This window comes from Curtobacterium sp. ISL-83 (genome assembly GCF_018613895.1).
Taxonomy (GTDB): domain Bacteria; phylum Actinomycetota; class Actinomycetes; order Actinomycetales; family Microbacteriaceae; genus Curtobacterium.
In genome coordinates this window covers 263,986-284,859 of record NZ_JAGGPH010000013.1, presented here as the reverse complement: position 1 = coordinate 284,859, position 20,874 = coordinate 263,986, and the positions used below count along the sequence as shown (strand labels likewise).

Sequence of the window (20,874 nt, the reverse complement as noted above, 5' to 3'; positions counted from 1 at the left end):
ACTTAGGTTAGCCTCACCTACGTCATGCTCGCCACACTCGTCATCGGTCTCCGCGAAGGCCTCGAAGCCACGCTCATCGTCGGCATCATCGCCGCCTTCCTCCGCCGCAACCGCGTCCCGCTCGCGCCGATGTGGCTCGGCGTGGGCGTGGCCGTCGTCCTGAGCATCGCCGTCGGCTTCGGCCTGCAGGTCGTCGAGCAGGGGTTGCCGCAGGCCCAGCAGGAGGGCATGGAGGCGGTCATCGGCATCGTCGCCGTCGTCTTCGTCACCGGGATGATCGTCTGGATGCGTACCCACGCGCGCAACCTGACGAAGGAGATCGAGGCGAGCGCCACCGCCGCACTCGGCCGGGGGACCGCGTGGGCCCTGGCCGGCATGGCGTTCCTCGCCGTCCTCAAGGAGGGCTTCGAGACCTCGGTGTTCCTGCTCGCGACGTTCCAGGCGTCCACGGACACCGGCCTCGCCGCCCTCGGCGCCGTCGTGGGGATCGCCGGTGCAGTCGTCATCGGCTACGGCATCTACACGGGCGGCGTCCGACTCGACCTCCGCGGGTTCTTCACTGGCACGGGCATCTTCCTGGTGTTCGTCGCCGGCGGGCTCGTGTTGACGGTCCTCCGTCGTGCGCACGAGGCCGGGTGGATCGTCATCGGGCAGCAGCGCACGGTCGACCTCAGCTGGCTCGCCCCGAACGGGTCCGTCCAGGGCGCCCTGGTCACGGGCGTGCTCGGCATCCCGCCGGACCCCCGCGTGATCGAGGTGCTCGGCTGGGTCCTCTACGTCGTCCCGGTCCTCGCCCTGTCGCTCTGGCCGCGCGCGTGGCGCCCGACGCCCGCTCGTGTCCCCGTGTTCCGCGTCGCGTTCGCCGTAGGGTTCGCGCTCGTCGCGGTGGCCCTCGCGGTGGCGGTCCCCGCCGGCGCCGTCAGCCCGTCGCGGACCACCGCGGTGACGGGCGGCGCGTCGTCCGTCACGGCGGACGTCGACGGAGCGTCCGGCGTCCTCCGCGTGACGGGCACGGGCCGGGAGGCTCGGGTCACCCTGCCAGCGTCGGCCCACCAGCGCGTGGAGCGCGCAGGCGTGACCGCCGACCGGTGGCGGGTCACCACCGGTGCGCTCCCGGGCGACCGGCCGGCACGGCTGAGCCTCGACGACCTCGTCAGCATGTTCGGACGCATCCCCGTCGGCATATCGCCGAGCACCAACCCGGGCCCGTTCACCGCGACCTGGTCGGTCCGCGACACCGTGACGGTCTGGGCCGTCCGTGGCGGCGTCCTGGACGCGACCCGCTCAGAACGCACCGTCCTCACGTTGCGCGATGGGGGCCTCCCGTCCGGACGCACCACCGCGCTCGAGCGCACGGTCTGGGGTGTCCCCGCTGCCCACGTCCAGCAGACCGCCACCGCGGTGGCGGCTGGACAGACCCGGGCCGCTGAGCTGCAGCTCTGGCGGGTGTGGCTGCCGATCGCCCTCGGCATCGCTGCCGCCGCCCAGCTGCTGCTCGCGCTGCGCGACCGCCGACGTCTCGCGGCGCGCGTGCCGAACCCCGAACCGACCGTCCCCGGAACCGACCCGTCGCGCGCCTCGGTCGCGGCGGACCCTGCAAGGAGCAACGACTATGCCGTTCGGTAGCACCGTTCGACCCCTGATCACCCTCGGCGCCCTCGGCGTCGTCACCGCGCTCGCCCTGACCGGCTGTGCGGGAGCATCGCCGTCGGCGGGCGGGGACACGAAGGACGCCGGCAAGGTGTCCCGGGTGTCGGTGACCCTGACGAACGACGGTTCCGACAAGTGCGCCGTCTCCGAGTCGAAGGTGCCCGCGGGCCCCGTGACGTTCACCGTCAAGAACGAGTCGTCGACCGCGATCACCGAGGTCGAGCTGCTGCAGGACCAGCGCATCCTGGGCGAGAAGGAGAACCTCGCCCCCGGCCTCGGCGCGGTGACCTTCACCGCGACGCTCACCGGCGGGAAGTACCAGGTGTACTGCCCCGGGGCGGAGACCGAGTTGACCGACCTCACCGTCACCGGCAAGGTCGCCTCCACGGCGAACAGCAGCGCGGCCACCCTGCTGCAGGACGGCACGAAGGGCTACGCCCAGTACGTCGACGGCCAGGTCACGGACATGGTCGCGGCCGTCAAGCAGCTGCAGGCGGACGTCGACAAGGGCGACCTCGCGGCAGCGCGGACCGACTACGCGAACGCGCGCCCGTTCTACGAGCACATCGAGAGCGACGTCGACGGCTTCGTCAAGAAGGGCCACAAGGCGACGGACAACGCCGGCAACCTGGACTACCTGCTCGACATGCGTGCCTCCAACCTGGACACCGCGGTCGGGTGGAGCGGGTTCCACGCCGTCGAGAAGGACCTGTTCCAGGCCGGCGCGATCACCGCGTCGACCAAGCAGACCGCCGCGGACCTCACCGAGAACGTCGAGCTGCTGGCGAAGCTCGTCCCGACGCTCGACTACAAGCCGGAGGACCTGGCGAACGGCGCCGCCAGCCTGCTCGAAGAGGTCCAGTCGAACAAGATCACCGGCGAGGAAGAGGCGTACAGCCACATCGACCTCGTCGACCTCGCCGCGAACGTCGAGGGCTCCCGCCAGGCCTTCGCGTACCTGAAGCCCGGCCTGACCAAGCTCGACCCGACGCTGACGAAGCAGATCGCGAAGCAGTTCGACGCGACGAACACGATGATGGACGGGTTCCGCGACGCCAGCGGGCTCGGCGGGTTCCGCACGTGGGACGCCGCGACGAAGGCGGCGCACGCGAACGCGATCTCGCAGCAGGTGCAGGCGCTGCAGGACCCGCTGTCGCGCCTGGCCGAGAAGGTCGCCACGGCGTGACGAACGAGCACGAGGAGACGCCGGCACGTTCCCGCGTCTCCCGGCGCGGCCTGATCGGCGCCGGCCTGGCAGCAGCGGGGGCCGGCGTCGGCGCGGTCGCGGGCGTCGCCGGAGCCACCGCGGCGACGGGCGTGAACCCGTTCGCGGCGGCGGCGAACGGCGACGAGTCCATCGACCCGTCGCAGCAGCACCCGTTCTACGCGACCGGGGCACGGCAACCGCAGGGCGGCGTGCAGACGACGCCGCAGCGGTACTGCGTGTTCATGACGTTCGACATGTCGTCGACCGTGACGACCGACCTGCAGGTGCTGCTCGCCCGCTGGTCCGCCGCGATCGCCCAGTTGCAGGCCGGCAGGACGGTGGGCAGCGTCGAACCGGCGCACGGCGACGGCGTCGGTGCGGACACGGGTGAGGCACTCGACCTCGGTCCCGCGTCCCTCACGGTGACGGTCGGGCTCGGCCCGGGGATCTTCGACGAGCGCTTCGGTCTCGCCGGCAAGCGTCCCGAGCACCTGGCGACGATCCCGACGTTGCCGAGCGACAACCTCGACGCGGCGTTGTCCGGCGGGGACCTGTCCCTGCAGGCGTGCGCCGACGACCCGCAGGTCGCGTACCACGCGGTGCGGGACCTCGCGCGGATGGCACGGGGCACCGCGACCGTGCGGTGGACGGTGCTCGGGTTCGGACGTGCGTCGGCCGGCCCGGCGCAGACCACACCGCGCAACCTGATGGGGTTCAAGGACGGCACCCGGAACGTCAGCACCGACGACGAGTACCGCCGCTTCGTGTGGCTCGGGAACGACGCCGGCTGGATGGCTGGCGGCACCTACCAGGTGGTCCGGAAGATCCGGATGAACATCGAGATCTGGGACGCCGACGTCGTCAGTGACCAGCAGCGAGTGTTCGGGCGCACGAAGATCGAGGGCGCGCCGCTGTCCGGCGGCAGCGAGCTCAGCACGCCGGACTTCCACGCCACGGCGTCCGGCGGTGATCCGAAGATCGACCCGCGCTCGCACATCGCCCTGGCGGCGCACGAGGCGAACGGCGGCGTGAAGATCCTCCGACGCCCGTACAACTACACCGACGGGTTGAACCAGTACGGGCAGCTCGACGCCGGACTGCTGTTCGCCGCGTACATGAACGACCCGGACCACTTCACGCGGTTGCAGCGGAAGCTCGGGGCGTCCGACCGGTTGAACGAGTACATCTCGCACATCGGCTCCGCGGTGTTCGCGATCCCGCCGGCTCCGCGCAAGGGCTCGTACATCGGCGAGCCGCTCTTCCGCTGAGCACGCGGGAGAGGGGTGCCCTCCGTCGTTTCCCTGGAGACGGAGGGCACCCGCGCCGCGGGGTCTCGTCGAACGGAACCACCGCCGGCGGATGAGAGGCAACCCGGCGCGACGCGTCGCGATGCGACACGCTGAGGATACGCCGCGGCTCGCGGTTCCGGGGAGCCGATCGGTGATGGGACAGGCCATCTGTGATCGCGCCCGGTGGGGCGGAGGCGAGTCGTGCCTCCAGGCAGTCCTACCGGCCCGCGTCGAACCGCTCCTGATGCGCCGCCACGTCGTCACGGTGCGCTTCGGACCAGCGCTTGAGCTGTCGGACCGTCTCGTGCAGGGAGAGCCCGAGGTCGGTGAGCTCGTAGGTGACGGTCACGGGGACGGTCGCGGCCGCGGTCCGGTCGACCAGGCCGTCGCGCTCGAGCGACTTCAGCGTCTGCGACAGCATCTTGGGGCTGACCCCCGCGAGGACCCTCGCGAGCTCGGAGTACCGCATGGGTCGTGGTTCGCCGTCGCAGTCCGGGCCACTCCCGAGAGCGGACAGCACCAGGGTCACCCACTTGCCGGACACCTGCGCGAGCAACTTCTGGCTCGGGCACGCTGCGAGGAACGCGTTGTACTCGGTCTTCGCCGCTGCCTTCTTCTCCGCCGCCGTGGTGGTCGCCATGCTCGCCTCCGGGTATCAACGCACTTCTGGGTAACTCCTTCCGAAAGGGTATCGGCACGTCCAGGGTGGACCACGGCACGTTGATCCGCAACAACCGGAAGGCACCCCCATGAGCACCACCACCGCACTGCCCGGCGGCACCTGGACCCTCGGCGACCACACCGTCTCCCGTTTCGGGTACGGCGCGATGCAGCTCGCCGGTCCCTGGGTGATCGGCCCACCGAAGGACCACGACGCGGCGATCGCCGTCCTCCGCGACGTCGTCGCGAGCGGCATCACACACATCGACACCGCCGAGACGTACGGGCCGCGGGTCGTCAACGAACTGATCCGGGAGGCGCTGCACCCGTTCCCCCCGGAACTGTTCATCGCGACGAAGGCGGGCGGTCGTCGAGACGCGGAGGGTGGGTGGCCTCGTGCCCGCAAGCCCGACGAGCTCCGCGCGCAGATCGACGACAACCTCGAGACGCTCGGCGTCGACGTGCTCGACCTCGTGCACCTCCGCCTCGGCGACACGAACGGGCCGGTCCCGGAACCCGTCGGCGAAGCGTTCGCGACGCTCGCGGCGTTGCAGGAGCAGGGACTCATCCGTCACCTCGGCGTGAGCAACGCCACCGCCGACCAGGTTGCCGAAGCGCGGGCGATCGCGCCGATCGTGTCGGTGCAGAACGGGTACAACCTCGCCAACCGGTCGGACGACGGGCTCATCGACGACCTCGCTGACGCGGGGATCGCCTACATCCCGTTCTTCCCCCTCGGCGGGTTCACCCCGCTCCAGTCGGGCGTGCTCTCCGCCGTCGCCGAGCGGCTCGACGCCACACCGATGTCGGTCGCGCTCGCGTGGCTCCTGCACCGGTCGCCGAACATCCTGCTGATCCCGGGCACCAAATCCGTCGCGCACCTCCGGGAGAACATCGCTGGCGCAGCGCTCACCCTGTCGTCCGACGACCTCCGCGAGCTGGACCACCTGGCGGGGTGAGCGGCGCGGCGCCTGGGGGCATTCCTGCCAGATCCCTCATCCGCAGGATCGGGATCGTTGCCCCTCGTTCACGGGGTGGCCACCGACGCGCAACGTAGATCGCGCTGAATCAGACCACCGCTTGCACAGGGGCAAGCGCCAAGGAGGATCTCAGTGAAACGACCGATCATCATCGCCGGTGCCGCCCTCAGCGCAGCCGCGCTCTGTGGCGCGTTCCTGGTCACCCCGGCTTCCGCCACGCCTTCGCGCGGTGGCGACCGGGGCACCGCGAAGCACGTCATCGTCATCTCGGTGGACGGCATGCACCGGAGCGACCTCAGCGCGTTCGTGCGGAGCCACCCGCACTCGACCATGGCCCAGCTCGCCGGCCACGGCACCCAGTACACGAACGCCCAGACGACGTTCCCGTCGGACTCGTTCCCGGGCCTGGTGGCGCAGTTCACCGGCGCGACCCCGGCCGCGAGCGGCGTCTGGTACGACGACACCTACAACCGCGACCTGCTCGCACCCGGCACGCGCGACTGCACCACGGCGACGCCGGGTACCGAGGTCGCACTGACCGAGGCGATCGACCGGTCGCAGTCGCCGATCCAGCTCGACGCCGGCCAGGGTCTGACGGACCCGGCCCTGACGGCGCTGGCGACGAACACGAAGGCGCAGACCCTCGCGAGCGCCGACGCGATCACCAAGGCCATCCTGAAGATGACGCCGACCCCGCAGACGCTCATCAACCAGGACGCGCTGCCCGTCGACCCGGCCACGTGCCTGCCGATCCAGCCCGGTCAGTACCTGAAGACGAACACCGTCTTCGAGGTGGCCCGGTCGCACGGTCTGCGCACCGCGTGGTCCGACAAGCACCCGGCGTACGCGATCCTCGACGGCAAGTCCGGGACCGGTGTCCAGGACCTGTTCACCCCCGAGATCAACTCGGTCGCCGACAACGCCGGTGACGACTGGAGCACCGACAACGCCCTGACGCAGGTCTACGACGCCACGAAGGTCGCCGCCGTCCTCAACGAGATCGACGGGTACGACCACTCGCGGACCCACCACGTGGGGACGCCGGCGGTCTTCGGCATGAACTTCCAGACGCTCAGCACCGCGCAGAAGCTCCCGACGTCCGACGGGCTCAGCGGCGGCTACCAGAGCAACGGCACGCCCGGCCCGCTGGTGTCCCGCGCGCTCGACTCCGTCGACGCCCAGCTCGGCGCGATCGTGCACGAGGTCGTCGCCGACGGTCTCGCCGGGAACACGACGATCATCCTGTCCGCCAAGCACGGGCAGTCGCCGATCGACCCGGCCACGCTCCGCCGCGTGGACGACAGCGCGATCATCGGCTCGATCAACGATGCGTGGAAGAAGACGCACCCGCAGGCACCGGCACTGGTCACGTTCTCGACGGACGACGACGGCATGCTCCTCTGGCTGAGCGACCGCAGCGCCGCCGCCGAGTCCTTCGCGCGCTCCTGGTTGCTCGGTCACACCGCACCGGCGAACACCGCGCAGGACCCCAAGGGCGTGTTCTCCACGACGGTGGGTCACTCCGGCCTGAGCGCCGTGTACACCGGGGGCGCCGCGAAGGCGTACGTCGGTGCCGCCGGCTCCGACGACCGGGTGCCGGACCTCATCGGTGTCGCGCAGTCCGGTGTGGTCTTCACGGGTGGCGTGAAGAAGATCGCCGAGCACGGGGGCGCGTCCGTGGCGGACCGCAACGTGCCGCTCGTGGTCGCCTCGCTGCGCGATCGTCACGCGCAGGTCGTGAAGACGACGGTCCAGACGACGCAGATCGCCCCGACGATCCTGCACGAGCTCGGCATCAACCCGTCGGAGCTCCGCGCCGTCCGAGAGCAGCACGTGAGCACGCTGCCCGTGCGGTGAGCACGAGCTGACGGAGCAACGACGTCGTCCCGCCGCGGTTGCGCGGCGGGACGACGTCGTTCCTCCCGCTCCCGAGTGCCGAAGACCAGACGTCACCCCGGACGGTGATCGCCCGGCGCAGGTTCAGCACGGCGGAGGACGGTGGAGCCGACGGCCCCGACGACCAACGTGACGCCGAGACCTTGGATCGCCGTCAGGTGCTCACCGGCGGCGACGAGCCCGATGGTCAAGGCGACGACCGGACTCAGGAGCCCCAGGAACGCCGGGATGCGGGCGGGCAGGACCGCCAGCCCGCGGAACCAGACGAAGTAGGCGAAGGCAGTTCCCGCGACGGCGAGGTAGACGAAGCCAACGACCTCGGTCACGTCTGGGTGCGCTCGTGGCAACGGCTCTGCGACGAGTGTGAGGACGGCGAGGAGGATGCCGCCCGCGATGAGCTGCCACGACGTGGTCACGAGCGGAGGGACCTCGTCGGCCCAGCGCTTCGAGAGCACGATCCCGATGGCCATCGACATCGCACCGAGGAGCGCAGCACCGACGCCCACCGGATCGAGCGCCGCGGAGGCGCGCAGGACCACGAGTGCCACCCCGACGACGCCGACCGTGCCGCTGACGATCGTTCGCGTCGTCAGTTCCTCGCGGATGAGCTTGGACGCGAGGACCGCGACCAAGAGCGGCTGGATCCCGCCGGTCACTGCCGCGACGCCGCCCGGAAGTCGATCGGCCGCGATGAACAGGAACGCGAAGAACGCGGCGATGTTGAGGGAGCCGAGCACGGCGGAGCGCCACCACCACGACCCCCGCGGAAGGCGGCGACCCAGCGCGAGGAGGACGATGCCGGCCGGGAGTGCCCGCAGCGTCGCGATGAGGAGCGGGTGTCCCGTCGGGAGGAATGCCGTCGAGGTGATGTAGGTCGTCCCCCACAGCGCGGGAGCGAGCGCGGTCACGGCGACGATGCGGAGGTTGTCTGGCACGACGCCAAGATACCTTAGCGCTAAGCGATTATGCTGATCGCATGGACCACGTCGATCGCATCCTCGAACAGTGGCGGGCCGAGCGGCCGGACGTCGACCCGGCGCCGATGGCGGTGATCGGCCGGCTCAGCCGAGTGGCCGCCAAGACCGACGCGGTCCTGGCGAGCACGTTCGCCCGGCACGGTGTGGACGCTTCGGCCTTCGACGTGCTCGCAACACTCCGTCGACAGGGTCGCCCGTACCGGCTCACACCCGCGGGACTCGCCGTCGACGCGATGATCACGTCCGGCGCTGTCGCACAGCGACTCAACCGACTCGAACTCGCGGGCTTGATCCGCCGATTGCCGAACCCGGATGACGGCCGTGGCAAGCTCGTCGAGCTGACCGCGGCCGGGATGACCCTCGTTGACCGCGTCCTCCCCGAGCACCTCGCAGCCGAACGCCGTCTGCTGGCGCCGCTCGACGACGCGGAACGTGCCACCCTGGCCGCGTTGCTCGCACGGCTCGACGCCTGATCGCCGAGCCGTTCTCCGTCGTCGACGAGGGCGTCGACGTCTGGGTGGGGGTCGTCAGATCGCACCGAGGAGCGCAGCGACGACGAGCCCGACGCCGACCACAGCCGCGATGCCCCCGCCGACGATGGTGACCAGACGCTGCTTCTCCCTCGTGTCCATGCCGTCAGCCTGGCACCGGCCCGACCTCGCTGTCCGCGAGCTGACCGCAGAACGAGGGGACGCGTGCGCGCGTCCCGCACGCGACATCACCGAGCACCGCTTCTGCCCCTGCCCCCTCGGAAGGGATTCGCGAACCGCCGGCGTCAGCGATCGCCCACGGGCAGCGCAGGATCCGTTCGCTCGCTCTCCGGTGCACGCCCGGCGTACCGCCCGCGGCCGTGTCGGTGATCCCACCGTGCCACCAGCAGCGACGCCAGACCGAGGGCGAGCCACGCCACCCCGGCGATCCAGCGCCAAAGGTGCCCGTCACCCGTGACGGCGAGCACGAGCCAGACCAGCCCGAGGCCGATCATGCCGACGCCCTGCCACCGGTACGGGCGCCCGACCAGGAACCGCCAGGTGTCCTCCGTGCGCTGCGTCTCCGTCATGGCGGCAGGCTACGCGCCGGCACGAGCTGCCGGAAGGCTCGTCGCACACCATGCTGAACCGGTGACGGGCCGCCCCATCCGGTCGGGGCGGCCCGTCATGGTGTCCCGGCACCGTGTCGACGGGCCGGGAGGCACGCATCAGTCCGTCAGGACCGTCGCGTCACGCGCGGCGCGCTTCCGGCGCACGAGGAGCAGCGTGGTGAACCCGGCGAGCAGCAGGAGCCCGGCGGCGATGCCGGGGGCGACCAGGTCTGCGCCCGTGAACGCGAGCGCACCGGTCGGAGCCGTGTCGGCGGGGTCACCGGCGGCTCCGGGGACATCCGAACCGTTCCCGGTGCCCGGCCCCGTGCCCCCGACGCCCGGTGTCGGGTTGGTCCCGGGGTCGGTACCCGGGCCGTTCCCCGGTCCGGTGCCCGGCCCGTTCCCCGGGTCGACCGCGGCCGCCACCGGGATCGTCACGCCGAGGGTGATGGTCTGCCCGTTGGACAGCGTGAGGACGAGCGGCTCGTTCGTCACGGCAGCGGGAGCGACCGCCGAGACCGCAGCGGCCCGTGCGGTGGGGGCGCCCGGAGCAACCGTCGCGCTCGGCACCGTGAACCGCAGCGTCGCCCGCCCCTGCTCGTCGGTCTTGTCGATGATCGTCGGGTCGACGTCGGCCGTCGCGAGCACCCGGTCGCCGGCACGCACCGAGACGGTCCCGGCCGCAGCGGGGTCGGCACTGCTGAACACGAGCGAGGAGAGTCCGATCGACACCTCGTCGCCCGGCTGGAACCCGCCCGCGGGGGTCGGTGTGATCGTGACCCCCACCGCGCGCTGGTCGGTCGGCGGCGTCACGGTCGGGTGCGCGAGGAACGAGTCCACCTGCGCCTGCAGGTCGACCACGCCGGAGTCGGCCTTGTTCGTCCCGGTGGCGAAGGCGGCGAAGTTGTCCCCACCGGTCGACAGGAACGAGTTCACCGTGACGGTCAGGCTGTCCGTGAGTGCGATCGGCTTGCCGTCGAGGGACATCGACGTGATGCGCTCGCCACGCCCGCGGGTCGGGTCGTACGTGTAGGCGAAGCCGTCGGAGACGCCGAGCTTCAGGAACGGACGCTCCAGGCCGTCGGGCTGCCACTGCTGTTCGAGGGCGTCCTTGATCTGCTTGCCGGTCATGTCCTCGGTGACCAGGGTGTTCGCGAACGGCTGGACGAGCGCGGCTTCCTTGTAGGAGACGGAGCCGTCCGGGTCGCCGGGGCCGCTCGACGCGTAGAGCAGGTCGGTCCGGAGTCCGCCCGGGTTCATGAAGGCGACCTGCGACCCCTTGCGTGCCGTCGCCCAGCGCTGCACCTCGGCGATGTCGTTCCCGAGCACGGACTCGCCACCGCGGTTCTCGGCCTTGCGGTCGGACTGCACGGCGCGACGGAGGTCACCGGTGATCTGCCCGAGCTTCTTGCTGCCCTCGACGTCGGCGACGGCCTTGGCGGCGGTCACGATGCCGGTGACGGCCTGGACGGACGACCGGTCGACGGGCACCCGGGTCTCGGCGTTGACCGACTTCACCTCGCTCGTGATGCCCGTCAGGCGCTTGTCGGCCCCGACCGTGAGCTGCAGGTGCCCGAAGTTGACGCCGTAGGAGCCGGTCTGGATGACCGGACGCCTGGTCCCGTCCGGGCCCGCGATCGAGTGGTTGTACGTGGCGTGCGTGTGTGCGGAGACGATCGCCGAGACCTTCGACGAGACACCCGCGGTGATCTTCCCGAAGGCGCCGGTGCCGGTCGCGTCGGCGATGGCGCCGGTGGTCGCGCCCTCGTGCACGAGCAGGACCAGGACGTCGGCCTCGCCGTTCGCGGCGTTGCCGTCGGTCAGCTGGTCCGCGTACCGGTTCACCTGGCTGACGATCGGGGCCATCGCGAGGCCCTCGACGCCGCCGGGGCTGACGAGTCCGGGGATGAGGTCCTCGGTGGTCGCGCCGATGAAGCCGACCTTCACGCCACCCTTCTCGACGATCGAGTACGGGGTGAACGCGGGGTCGGTCGTGCCCTTCCGCACGATGTTCGCTGAGATGTACGGCCAGTCCGCACGCTGGTCGATGCGGCCGGTCAGGTCCGCCTGGCCCTTGTCGAGCTCGTGGTTGCCGATCGCGCTGACGTCGAGGTGCATCGCGTTCAACGCGTCGATCGTCGGGGCGTCCTGCTGGATCAACGAGGTGAACGTCGAGGCCCCGACGTTGTCACCGGCGCTGGCGAAGATCGTGTTCGGGTTGGCCTCGCGGTAGGACTGCACCACGGCGGCGAGCTTCGCGGCACCGGCGGCCTTGTCGGCAGCCGTCCCCTCGGACTCGATGCGACCGTGGAAGTCGTTGACGTCGAGGATGTCGATCGTGGTGTCGCCGTCGGCCGCGAAGGCGGCGGACGGGACGGACAGGGCGACCAGGACCCCGGCCGTGGCGAGGGCCGCGGCGCCGGTGAACCGTCGTGAGCGTGTGGTGGTGTGCGCGTTCATCACGCTCGAACCTATGCAGACCCACAGGTGCCACGCCAGTGTGCGCCGCAACACGTCACGCGCTGTTCACACGGAGTCCGGGTCGCACGACCCCGACGTCGCCCGCGGGCCTGCCTCCGGTCAGTCGCGACCGAACGCTCCCCGCACGCGCTCGACGGCCTCGGCGGCCATCGCCTTCGCGGAGTCCTTGACCACGCCGGCCTCGACCGGGTCGCCCTTCAACAGGCTCTTCGCGGTGTTGATCGCGTACTCGGCACTGATGTGCGGCGGCAGCGGCGGCACGTTCCGGCTGACGTACGCGTCGATGACGGTGACGCCCGGGTTCGCGAACGCCCGCTCGACGGCCGCTTCGACCTCGTCGTCCCCGTGCACCGCGATGCCGGTGAACCCGAGCAGCTCCGCGTACCCGGCGTAGTCCATCGTCTCGACGTCCTGCGACCCGCGCCACATCGGGTTGCCGTCCTCGGTCCGCATCTCCCAGGAGACCTGGCCGAGGTCGTCGTTGTGCATGATCACGATGACGAGCTGCTTGTTCTCCCACCCGCCCATGTACTTCTTCACGGTGATGAGCTCGTTCATCCCGAGCATCTGGAACGCCCCATCGCCGATGGTGCAGACGGCGGGCCGGTCCGGGAAGGCGAACTTCGCGGTGACGGCGTACGGCATCGCCGCGAGCATCGTCGCCAGGCGCCCGGACATGTCGCCGCGCATCCCGCGACGCAGCCGGATGTGGTGGCCGTACCAGTCCGCGGTGGTGCCCGCGTCGCACGTCACCGTGACGCCCTCGGGCAGGTGCTGGTTCACCGCGTGGATCACCCGGCGCGGGTTCACGCCGTCGTCGTACCGGACCGCTGCCTGGCGGGCCATCTCGGCTTCCCACTCGCGCATCTCGCCCGCGAGCTTCTCCTGCCAGCTCGTGTCGGTCGTCTGCTCGAGCAGGGGCAGCAGAGCGTCGAGCGTCGCGCCGACGTCACCCCACAGGTTCAGTTCGTTCGGGTACCGCAGCCCGAGCTGCTCCGGACGGATGTCCACCTGGACGCCGCGGGCCTGACCGGTGGCGGGCAAGTACTCGCCGTACGGGTAGTTCGTCCCGAGGAGCACGATCGTGTCGCAGTGCTTCATCTGCGTGAGGCTCGCGCGGGACCCCAGGAGCCCGACCTGCTGGGTGTGGTACGGCACGTCCGAGGGGATGACGTCCTTGCCACGGAGCGCCGTGATGATGCCGGCGCCGGACTTCTCGGCGGCCGCGAGCACCTGGTCGGTGGCACCGCGGGCGCCGGCGCCGACCAGGAACGTCACGCGCTCACCGGCGTTGATGATCTCCGCCATGCGTGCGATCTCGTCGGCGGGCGGTGTGATGCGGGTCGACGCGGCGACCGCGCTCGAGCGCGAGACCCAGTGCTCGGCACCGGGCTCCTCGTACTTCAGGGACTGCACGTCGTGGGGCAAGATCACGACCGCGGGCTGCTTGTGGAGCATCGCCGTGCGGAACGCCGTGTCGATCACGACGCCGACTGCGTCCGGGGACGCCACCGTCTCGACGTAGCAGGCGACGTCCGCGAACACCCGCTCGAGGTTCGACTCCTGCTGCGTGAACGACCCCATCGCGGCCAGGCCCTGCTGCCCGAGGATCGCCACGACGGGCTGGTTGTCCATCTGCGCGTCGTACAGACCGTTGAGCATGTGGAAGGCGCCCGGGCTGGAGGTCGCGATGCAGACGCCGACCTCGCCGGTGAACTTCGCGTGCGCGGTCGCCATCAGCGCCGCGATCTCCTCGTGCGTGGGACGGACGTACTCCAACCCCTCGCCCTTCCGCTCTGCCTTGCCCAGGGCGCCGTCGAACGCGCCGATGCCGTCCCCCGGGTAGCCGAACACGCGGGAGACGCCCCACGCCTGGATGCGGTCGATGACGAAGTCGCTCACGGTCCTGCTCATGCGTCCAGCGTGCCCCGCCCGCAGGTGCGGTCTCCCAGACTGGAGGCCCGGATCACGCGACCGACGTCGGTGACGTGATCCGCGCCTCCAGTCCGGCGATGCGCCGGCCGGCGATCAGCCTGCGGGTGGCGAGCAGATCAGGGCTCGATCGCGATGAGCGGTCGGAGCGTCCGGTGCGCGATCCGCAGGCCCTCCAGGACCTTCTCGTCCGTACCGCCCCAGAGCGGGTCCTCGTGCTCGACGCTCAGCGTGCCGTCGAATCCAGCTTCGTACAGCCGGTCGACCACGTGCGGCCAGTCCACGACACCGCGACCGGGCACCCGGAAGCGCCACCAGCCCATGTCCCACGGGTCGTCGCCCTTGTCGACCTTGCCGAAGAAGCCGTACCGGTTCCGGTCCCGGGGGAACAGCTCCAGGTCCTTCGCCTGCGCGTGCACGATGTGCTCCGCGAACGGCAGGATCGTCTCGAGCGGGTCGATCCCGATCCACGTCAGGTGCGACGGGTCCCAGTTCAGGCCGAAGCCGAGCCCGGTCACCCAGTCCCAGAGTTCGGGCGAGTACGCGATGTTGCCCGGGTAGCCGTCGGGGTGCCAGCCCTCCATCACGCAGTTCTCGATGATCAGCTGCACGCCGCGCTCGCCGGCGTAGTCGACGAGTTCCGGCAGCACCCGGTCACCCTCGCGCATGTTGTCGCGCACCGACTTGGTGTTGTCGCGGCCGATGAAGGTGCCGACGTACGGCACGCCGAGTCGCTGAGCGGCGTCGACGGCGTGGAACAGGTGCGTGCGGACCTCGGCGCGGCGGTCGAGGTCCTGGTGCAGGTTGTTCTCGTAGTACGCCAGCGCGCTGATCTCCAGGCCGTGCTCGTCGAGGAGCGCCCGGGTCGCCTGGGCGTCCCCATCGGTGAAGGTGGCGACCGGCAGGTGCGCCGCCTCGAAGTCCCGACCGCCGGTGCCGGGCCACACCGCGACCTCGAGCCGCTCGTAGCCCTGACCGGCCGCGAACTCCGCGATCCGCGCCAGGTCCCACCCGGGCAGGCACGCCGTCAGCATCCCCAACTTCATCGGATACCCCTCCACGCGCCGTCGGCGGCGCTGCCGATCACGGCGTCGATGATGTTCGCGGCCCGGGCGCCGTCCGCGAAGGTCGGCAGCCCGTCCGGCCAGCCCGACGGGTCGCCACCGATGCGGACGGCCGCGTGGGTGTCCGCGACGAACGCGACGAAGGCGTCGAGGTACCCCTGCGGGTGTCCCGCCGGCACGATCGCCAGACGTCGCTGGTCCGGGCTGCCCTGCGACGGGTCCCGCACGATGATCTGCGCCCCACGTTCGTTCCCGAACCACGCGGACTCCGGCTGCTCTTGGTCGAACGCGGCGGACCCCAGGCTGCCGTCGACCTCGAACCAGAGTCGGTTCTTCCGGCCGGCCGAGACCTGCGAGATGACGACGTTCCCGATCCGGCCGGTGCTGGTGCGGAAGGTCGCGACCGCGGTGTCCTCGGTCGTCACCGCCGCCCGCTCGGCCGCGTCGGCGAGGGGATCGGGGTCGGGAGAGCCGGAGAACGAGGGGCCGGACGCTGCCGGTCGCGTCGGGTACACGATGTCGGTCACGGCGGAGACGGACGCGAACCGGTCGCCCGTCACGAACTCGACCAGGTCGCACCAGTGCGAGCCGATGTCGGCGAACGCGCGCGACAGGCCGCTCGCGGTCGGGTCGACCCGCCACGACGAGGCGTCCTCGTCGAGCATCCAGTCCTGCAGGTAGTGGCCGTGCACGGCGAGCACGCGGCCCAGGTCGCCCTCGGCGATGCGGGCCCGGATCTCGCGGACGACCGGGTGGTACCGGTACACGAAGGGGACGGTCGCGACGACGCCCGCGCGCGCTGCCGCCTCGACGAGCTCGTCCGCCTGCGCCGGGTCGAGCGCGAGGGGCTTCTCGCAGACGACGTGGATGCCGGCCGCGATCACCGCCATCGCCTGGGGGTGGTGCTGGCCGTTCGGGGTGCAGATGTGCACGACGTCCGGGGCGTCCGCGATGACCTCGTCGAGCGAGCCGTAGCCGCGCGGGACGTCGAGCTGGGCCGCGACCTGCCGGGAGCGCTCCGGGGTCCGACCGAGGATGCCGAGGACGTCCGCTCCCGCGGCCCGCGCTGCACGGACGTGGACGCCGGCGATCATGCCGGTCCCGACCACGGCGACGCGCAGACGTCGTCCCTCGTACCCACTGCTCATGGTGCTCCCTCGCGCCGGACTGCCACCACCGTAGTGGCGAGACCCGGCCACGTGTCGGAACGGCTGAGTACGTTCTGGGGCATGTCGAGCCTCCAGACCACCCTGCTCATCCTCGGAGCCAGTGGCGACCTGTCCAAGCGCCTGCTCCTGCCCGGCCTCGCGACCCTCCTCGAGGTCAAGGCGGACTGGGACATCCAGCTCGTCGGAGCCGGCGCCGAGGACCTCGACGACGCCGCGTGGAAGCAGCTCGTGCACGATGCCTTCGAAGACGCGCAGGCGTCGAAGAACGAGGAGGACGAGGGCGCGTCCGGCCACGCGACGCTCAGTGAGCGGCTGCAGCGCGTCGTCGACGCGTCGCACTACCGGAAGGCCGACGTCACGAGCGCCGACGACCTGACGACCCTGCTCGGCGAGTGCGACCACGACCCGGCGATCTACTTCGCCCTGCCGCCGGCCGTCACCGAGAAGAGCTGCGAACAGCTCGCCCACCTGGACCTGCCGGCGACCACCCGCCTCGCGCTCGAGAAGCCGTTCGGCACCGACGCCGCCAGCGCCGAGCACCTCAACGACCTGCTGCACTCGTTCATCCCCGAGGAGCGCATCCACCGCGTCGACCACTTCCTCGGCCGCTCGACGGTGCTCAACCTGCTCGGCCTCCGCTTCGCCAATCGGGTCATCGAACCGCTGCTGTCCTCCCAGCACGTCGAGCGCGTCGACATCGTCTACGACGAGACCCTCGGGCTCGAGAACCGCGCGCGCTACTACGACAAGGCCGGCGCGCTCACCGACATGATCCAGAGCCACCTGCTGCAGGTGCTCGCGGTCGTCGCGATGGAGGCCCCGGCGTCGATCGAGGCCGACGACCTGCGCTCGCAGAAGGAACTCGTGCTGCGGGCCGTCCGTCCCTGGAAGGGCGACGTCATCGCCTCGGGCAAGCGTGCGCGGTACACGGCCGGCACGATCGACGGCCGATCGCTGCCGTCCTACGTCGACGAGGACGGGGTCGACCCCTCGCTCGGCACCGAGACCCTCGCGCAGCTGACCCTCGAGATCGCGAACTGGCGCTGGGCGGGCGTGCCGTTCACCCTGCGCTCCGGCAAGGCCCTCGGGAAGCAGCGTCGGGAGATCCTCATCACGTTCAAGGACTCGCCGCACCTGCCGGTCGGGCTGAGCGGCGCCGAGCGCCCCGACCGCCTCCGCATCTGGATCGCGCCCGACGAGATGCAGCTCGAGATCAACGTGAACGGCGCGGGCGACCCGTACACGATCGACCACACCACCCTGTCGACCACGCTCAACCCCGGGCGGCTCAGTGCGTACGGGGAGGTGCTGGCCGGCGTGCTCGAGGGCGACGCGACGCTCTCGGTCCGCGGTGACAGCGCCGTGCAGGGCTGGAAGATCGTCGAGCCCTTCCTCACTGCCTGGCGATCGGGGGACGCGCCGCTCGACGAGTACCCCGCCGGGTCGGAAGGGCCTGAGAACTGGGACAACATCGAGGCATGAGCGTCGTCGCGGCGTAGCGTCCGATGACGTGAACACGATCGACGACGTCCTCCAGACCGTTCCCGAACCCGCCGGCGCCGACATCCGCGTCGACACCGTCACCTACGACCACGAGGGCACCGCCCTCGAAGGCGTCCTCGCGAAGGACGCCGCCATCAGCGGACCCCGCCCGGCGGTGCTCGTCGTGCACGACTGGCACGGCGTGAACGAGCACGTCGAGGCCCGCGTCACGATGCTCGCCCGACTCGGCTACGTCGCGTTCGGTGCGGACATCTACGGCGCCGGCATCCGACCCGGCGACGACACCGCCGGCCAGGTCGCCGGCGGTTTCTACCAGGACCTGCCCCTGCTGCGTGCGCGCGCGACGGCGGGCCTCGACCGGCTCCGGGCCGACCCGGACGTCGACCCCGCGCGGATCGTCGTGATGGGCTACTGCTTCGGCGGGTCGACCGCGCTCGAGCTCGCCCGGACCGGCGCCGAGCTCGTCGGTGCGGTCTCCTTCCACGGTGGCCTCATCGCGCACGAGCCGGCCGACGTCTCGTCGATCACCGCGAAGCTCCTCGTGCTCACCGGCGGCGCGGACCCCGTCGTGCCGGACTCCGCGGTGCAGGCGTGGCAGGACGAGATGCGCACCGTGCCCTCGATCGACTGGGAGGTCGTGACCTACTCGGGCGCGATGCACGCGTTCGCGGTGCCGGGGACTGACTCGCCCGACCACGGGGCGCAGTACCAGGAGCGGGCGGACCGTCGGTCGTGGCGGGCGCTCGAGGCGTTCCTGGACGAGGTCTTCGCGGCCTGACACCTGGGTCACTTCGCCCTCCGCCCGCTCGGCTCGGCCCTCCGCCCGCTCGGCGACACGCCGGGTCGGGCGGGTCGGGCGGCTCGATTGGCATTGCGGGCGCGACCTGCTGTAGAGTCTTCCACGGCTCGCAAGGCCACGCGCTCGTAGCTCAATGGATAGAGCATCTGACTACGGATCAGAAGGTTGGGGGTTCGAGTCCCTTCGAGCGCACAGTGTCGGTCCCGGGTCACCGGAGCCCGTCGCAGAACACCGAACAGACGAAGGCCCCGCTGCAGTGCAGCGGGGCCTTCGTCGTGCGTGGGGAGCGGTGGGTCGGGCGGAACGGGGGCGTGCGGGCAGGCCGGCCGCGAGACGCCCGCGTCTGCGTGGGACGCCGCCAGGTCGTCGAGACGCCGCCGAATAGGGCACCGTCTCGCTGACACCGCGGCGTCGCCCGTGGACGGGCCCGTCTCGGCGTCGGGCCGCGGGCAGGCCGCGAGACGCCGGCGTCTTCGTGAGACGCCGCCAAGTCGCCGAGACGCCGCCGGACACGGCTCCGTCTCGCTGACACCGCGGCGTCTCCCGGAGGCGGGCCCGTCTCGGCGTCGGGCGGCGGGTCGGCTGCGAGACGCCGGCGTCTGCGTGAGACGACGGCGTCTTCGTGAGACGCCGCCAGGTCGTCGAGGCGCCGCCGGATACGGCTCCGTCTCGCTGATACCGCGGCGTCTCCCGGAGACGGGCCCGTCTCGGCGTCGGGCCCGCCGCGACACGGCCGCGTCTGCGTGAGACGGCGGCGTCTGCGTGGGACGCCGCGAGGTCGTAGAGACGCCGCCGGATACGGCTCCGTCTCGCTGATACCGCGGTGTCTCCCGGAGACGGGCCCGTCTCGACGTCAGGCGTCGGGCGGCGGACCGGCCGCGAGACGCGGGCGTCTTCGTGAGACGGGGGCGTCTCGAGCGCACGGGGGCGTCCCGGCGTCCCGAGCCCCCACCTCCGCCCCGGGACCCTGAGGGTCTGTGCGGGGGTCTCCCACGGCACGCCACTGCCAGGGCATCCTGGACACACGCAGCGACAGGGGCACCCACCCCGCCGCACCGCGGACCCACCACCCGGAAGGACACCGATGCGCCCGACGACCGGGGACCGCGTCCCCATCGACGCCCAGAGCGTCCTCGCCCCGCTCACCCGCTCCGCCGTGTTCCTCACGATGACGATCGGCCCGGACCCGGAGGACCTCGCGACCGTCCTCGACGTCGTCACCGAGATCGACGACCTCATCAAGACGGTCGGCTTCCGGTTCCTCGCCGGTCACCTGACGTGCGTGGTCGGGATCGGCGCGGAGGCGTGGGCCCGGATCTCCCCGTCGGCCCGCCCCGCGGAACTCCACCCGTTCACCCCCGTGGTCGGGCCCGCGCACACCGCGCCGTCCACCCCCGGCGACCTGCTGTTCCACATCCGTGCGGACCGCGAGGACCTCTGCTTCGAGTTCGAGCGGCTGCTCCTCGACGCGCTCGGGACCAACGCAGCCGTCGTCGACGAGGTCGCCGGCTTCCGGTACTTCGACACGCGTGACCTGCTCGGGTTCGTCGACGGCACCGCGAACCCCGTCGAGCAGGAGCTCGCGGGCGCAGCGCTCATCGGTGACGACGACCCGGACTGGGCCGGCGGCAGCTACGTCGTCGTGCAGAAGTACCTGCACGACCTCGGCGCGTGGGGAACCCTGACGACCGACCAGCAGGAGGCGATCATCGGTCGCTCGAAGGCCGACAACGTCGAACGTGACAGCGAGACCGAGGCCCGGCCGTCGCACAAGAGCCTCGCGACCGTCGTCGACGACGCCGGGGTCGAGCACGACATCCTCCGCGACAACATGCCGTTCGGTCGCCCGGGTCACGGTGAGTACGGCACGTACTTCATCGGCTACACGGGGCACCTCTGGGTGCTGGAGCGGATGCTCGAGCGGATGTTCGTCGGGGATCCTCCCGGCCGCTACGACCGGATGCTCGACTTCTCGACCGCGACGACCGGAACCACGTTCTTCGCACCGTCCCGTTCCCAGCTCGCCGCCCTCGCCGATGCGCCGCCGACCCCCGACTCGTCCGAGACAGAACACACTCCCGACACCGCGAACAACACCGCCCCCTCGGACACCACCACCCCCACACCCAGCACTGACGGGACCGGCCTCGGCCTCGGGTCCCTCCGACCCGGAAGGGCATGACGCC

At 71.2% G+C, this 20,874-nt stretch carries 16 protein-coding genes and 1 tRNA gene; 10 read left to right on the top strand and 7 right to left on the bottom strand.

Annotated elements, in window-relative coordinates; all coding sequences use genetic code 11:
• The first annotated feature begins 24 nt into the window (after positions 1 to 24).
• From efeU to J7E22_RS14005, 3 genes are read left to right on the top strand one after another with little or no spacing between them, the layout of a single operon-like run.
• Positions 25 to 1,626 (top strand): iron uptake transporter permease EfeU, encoded by a 1,602-nt coding sequence (efeU, locus tag J7E22_RS14015; RefSeq protein ID WP_214982425.1) that lies wholly within the window; start codon positions 25 to 27, stop codon positions 1,624 to 1,626.
• The gene (gene efeO, locus J7E22_RS14010) at positions 1,613 to 2,836 is read left to right on the top strand and encodes an iron uptake system protein EfeO (protein ID WP_214982424.1); all 1,224 of its coding nucleotides are present in this window, start codon (positions 1,613 to 1,615) and stop codon (positions 2,834 to 2,836) included. The genes efeU and efeO overlap by 14 nt, the downstream gene beginning before the upstream one ends.
• Entirely contained in the window at positions 2,833 to 4,125 is a 1,293-nt protein-coding gene (locus J7E22_RS14005; RefSeq protein ID WP_214982423.1) for a Dyp-type peroxidase, read from the top strand. The genes efeO and J7E22_RS14005 overlap by 4 nt, the downstream gene beginning before the upstream one ends.
• A gap of 238 nt (positions 4,126 to 4,363) precedes the next feature.
• Here J7E22_RS14005 and J7E22_RS14000 read toward each other — a convergent pair whose 3' ends face one another.
• Positions 4,364 to 4,786, bottom strand: coding sequence for a helix-turn-helix domain-containing protein (locus J7E22_RS14000; RefSeq protein WP_214982422.1), 423 nt, complete (start codon positions 4,784 to 4,786; stop codon positions 4,364 to 4,366).
• Positions 4,787 to 4,895: 109 nt separating this feature from the next.
• On the opposite strand from J7E22_RS14000, the gene J7E22_RS13995 reads away from it, so the two are divergent.
• Together J7E22_RS13995 and J7E22_RS13990 are read left to right on the top strand one after the other, a co-directional pair.
• Positions 4,896 to 5,765 (top strand): oxidoreductase, encoded by an 870-nt coding sequence (locus J7E22_RS13995; protein ID WP_285439911.1) that lies wholly within the window; start codon positions 4,896 to 4,898, stop codon positions 5,763 to 5,765.
• 153 nt (positions 5,766 to 5,918) lie between these two features.
• A complete protein-coding gene (locus J7E22_RS13990) occupies positions 5,919 to 7,643 on the top strand; it encodes an alkaline phosphatase family protein (RefSeq protein WP_214982421.1) in 1,725 nt (574 codons plus the stop codon).
• Positions 7,644 to 7,735: 92 nt separating this feature from the next.
• On the opposite strand, the gene J7E22_RS18300 is transcribed toward J7E22_RS13990, so the two are convergent.
• Complete coding sequence (locus J7E22_RS18300) at positions 7,736 to 8,617, bottom strand: EamA family transporter (protein ID WP_214982420.1); 882 nt, start codon at positions 8,615 to 8,617, stop codon at positions 7,736 to 7,738.
• A 41-nt stretch (positions 8,618 to 8,658) separates the two neighbouring features.
• Here J7E22_RS18300 and J7E22_RS13980 point away from each other — a divergent pair, with 41 nt between their 5' ends.
• Complete coding sequence (locus J7E22_RS13980) at positions 8,659 to 9,132, top strand: MarR family winged helix-turn-helix transcriptional regulator (protein ID WP_214982419.1); 474 nt, start codon at positions 8,659 to 8,661, stop codon at positions 9,130 to 9,132.
• Positions 9,133 to 9,434: 302 nt separating this feature from the next.
• On the opposite strand, the gene J7E22_RS13975 is transcribed toward J7E22_RS13980, so the two are convergent.
• From J7E22_RS13975 to J7E22_RS13955, 5 genes are all read right to left on the bottom strand, one after another.
• Positions 9,435 to 9,719 carry a hypothetical protein gene (locus tag J7E22_RS13975; RefSeq protein ID WP_214982418.1) on the bottom strand — a complete coding sequence of 95 codons (285 nt, stop codon included), beginning with the start codon at positions 9,717 to 9,719 and terminating at the stop codon, positions 9,435 to 9,437.
• Between the two features lie 138 nt (positions 9,720 to 9,857).
• Entirely contained in the window at positions 9,858 to 12,200 is a 2,343-nt protein-coding gene (locus tag J7E22_RS13970; protein ID WP_214982417.1) for a bifunctional UDP-sugar hydrolase/5'-nucleotidase, read from the bottom strand.
• A gap of 120 nt (positions 12,201 to 12,320) precedes the next feature.
• Complete coding sequence (locus J7E22_RS13965; protein WP_214982416.1) at positions 12,321 to 14,135, bottom strand: thiamine pyrophosphate-requiring protein; 1,815 nt, start codon at positions 14,133 to 14,135, stop codon at positions 12,321 to 12,323.
• 137 nt (positions 14,136 to 14,272) lie between these two features.
• The gene (locus J7E22_RS13960) at positions 14,273 to 15,199 is read right to left on the bottom strand and encodes a sugar phosphate isomerase/epimerase (protein WP_214982415.1); all 927 of its coding nucleotides are present in this window, start codon (positions 15,197 to 15,199) and stop codon (positions 14,273 to 14,275) included.
• Positions 15,196 to 16,365: a Gfo/Idh/MocA family protein gene (locus J7E22_RS13955; protein WP_251009117.1), complete on the bottom strand. Its 1,170-nt coding sequence runs from the start codon at positions 16,363 to 16,365 to the stop codon at positions 15,196 to 15,198. Before J7E22_RS13955 ends, J7E22_RS13960 begins: the two co-directional genes overlap by 4 nt.
• Before the next feature lie 81 nt (positions 16,366 to 16,446).
• Here J7E22_RS13955 and J7E22_RS13950 point away from each other — a divergent pair, with 81 nt between their 5' ends.
• The 4 genes from J7E22_RS13950 (at position 16,447) to J7E22_RS13935 (ending at position 20,870) form a co-directional block, all read left to right on the top strand.
• Positions 16,447 to 17,868, top strand: a complete 1,422-nt coding sequence (locus J7E22_RS13950; RefSeq protein ID WP_214982414.1) for a glucose-6-phosphate dehydrogenase — start codon at positions 16,447 to 16,449, stop codon at positions 17,866 to 17,868.
• Between the two features lie 28 nt (positions 17,869 to 17,896).
• Positions 17,897 to 18,667, top strand: coding sequence for a dienelactone hydrolase family protein (locus J7E22_RS13945; RefSeq protein ID WP_214982413.1), 771 nt, complete (start codon positions 17,897 to 17,899; stop codon positions 18,665 to 18,667).
• Positions 18,668 to 18,807: 140 nt separating this feature from the next.
• Positions 18,808 to 18,880: transfer RNA gene (locus J7E22_RS13940), tRNA-Arg, on the top strand.
• Positions 18,881 to 19,772: 892 nt separating this feature from the next.
• A complete protein-coding gene (locus tag J7E22_RS13935; RefSeq protein WP_214982412.1) occupies positions 19,773 to 20,870 on the top strand; it encodes a Dyp-type peroxidase in 1,098 nt (365 codons plus the stop codon).
• Positions 20,871 to 20,874: the final 4 nt, after the last annotated feature.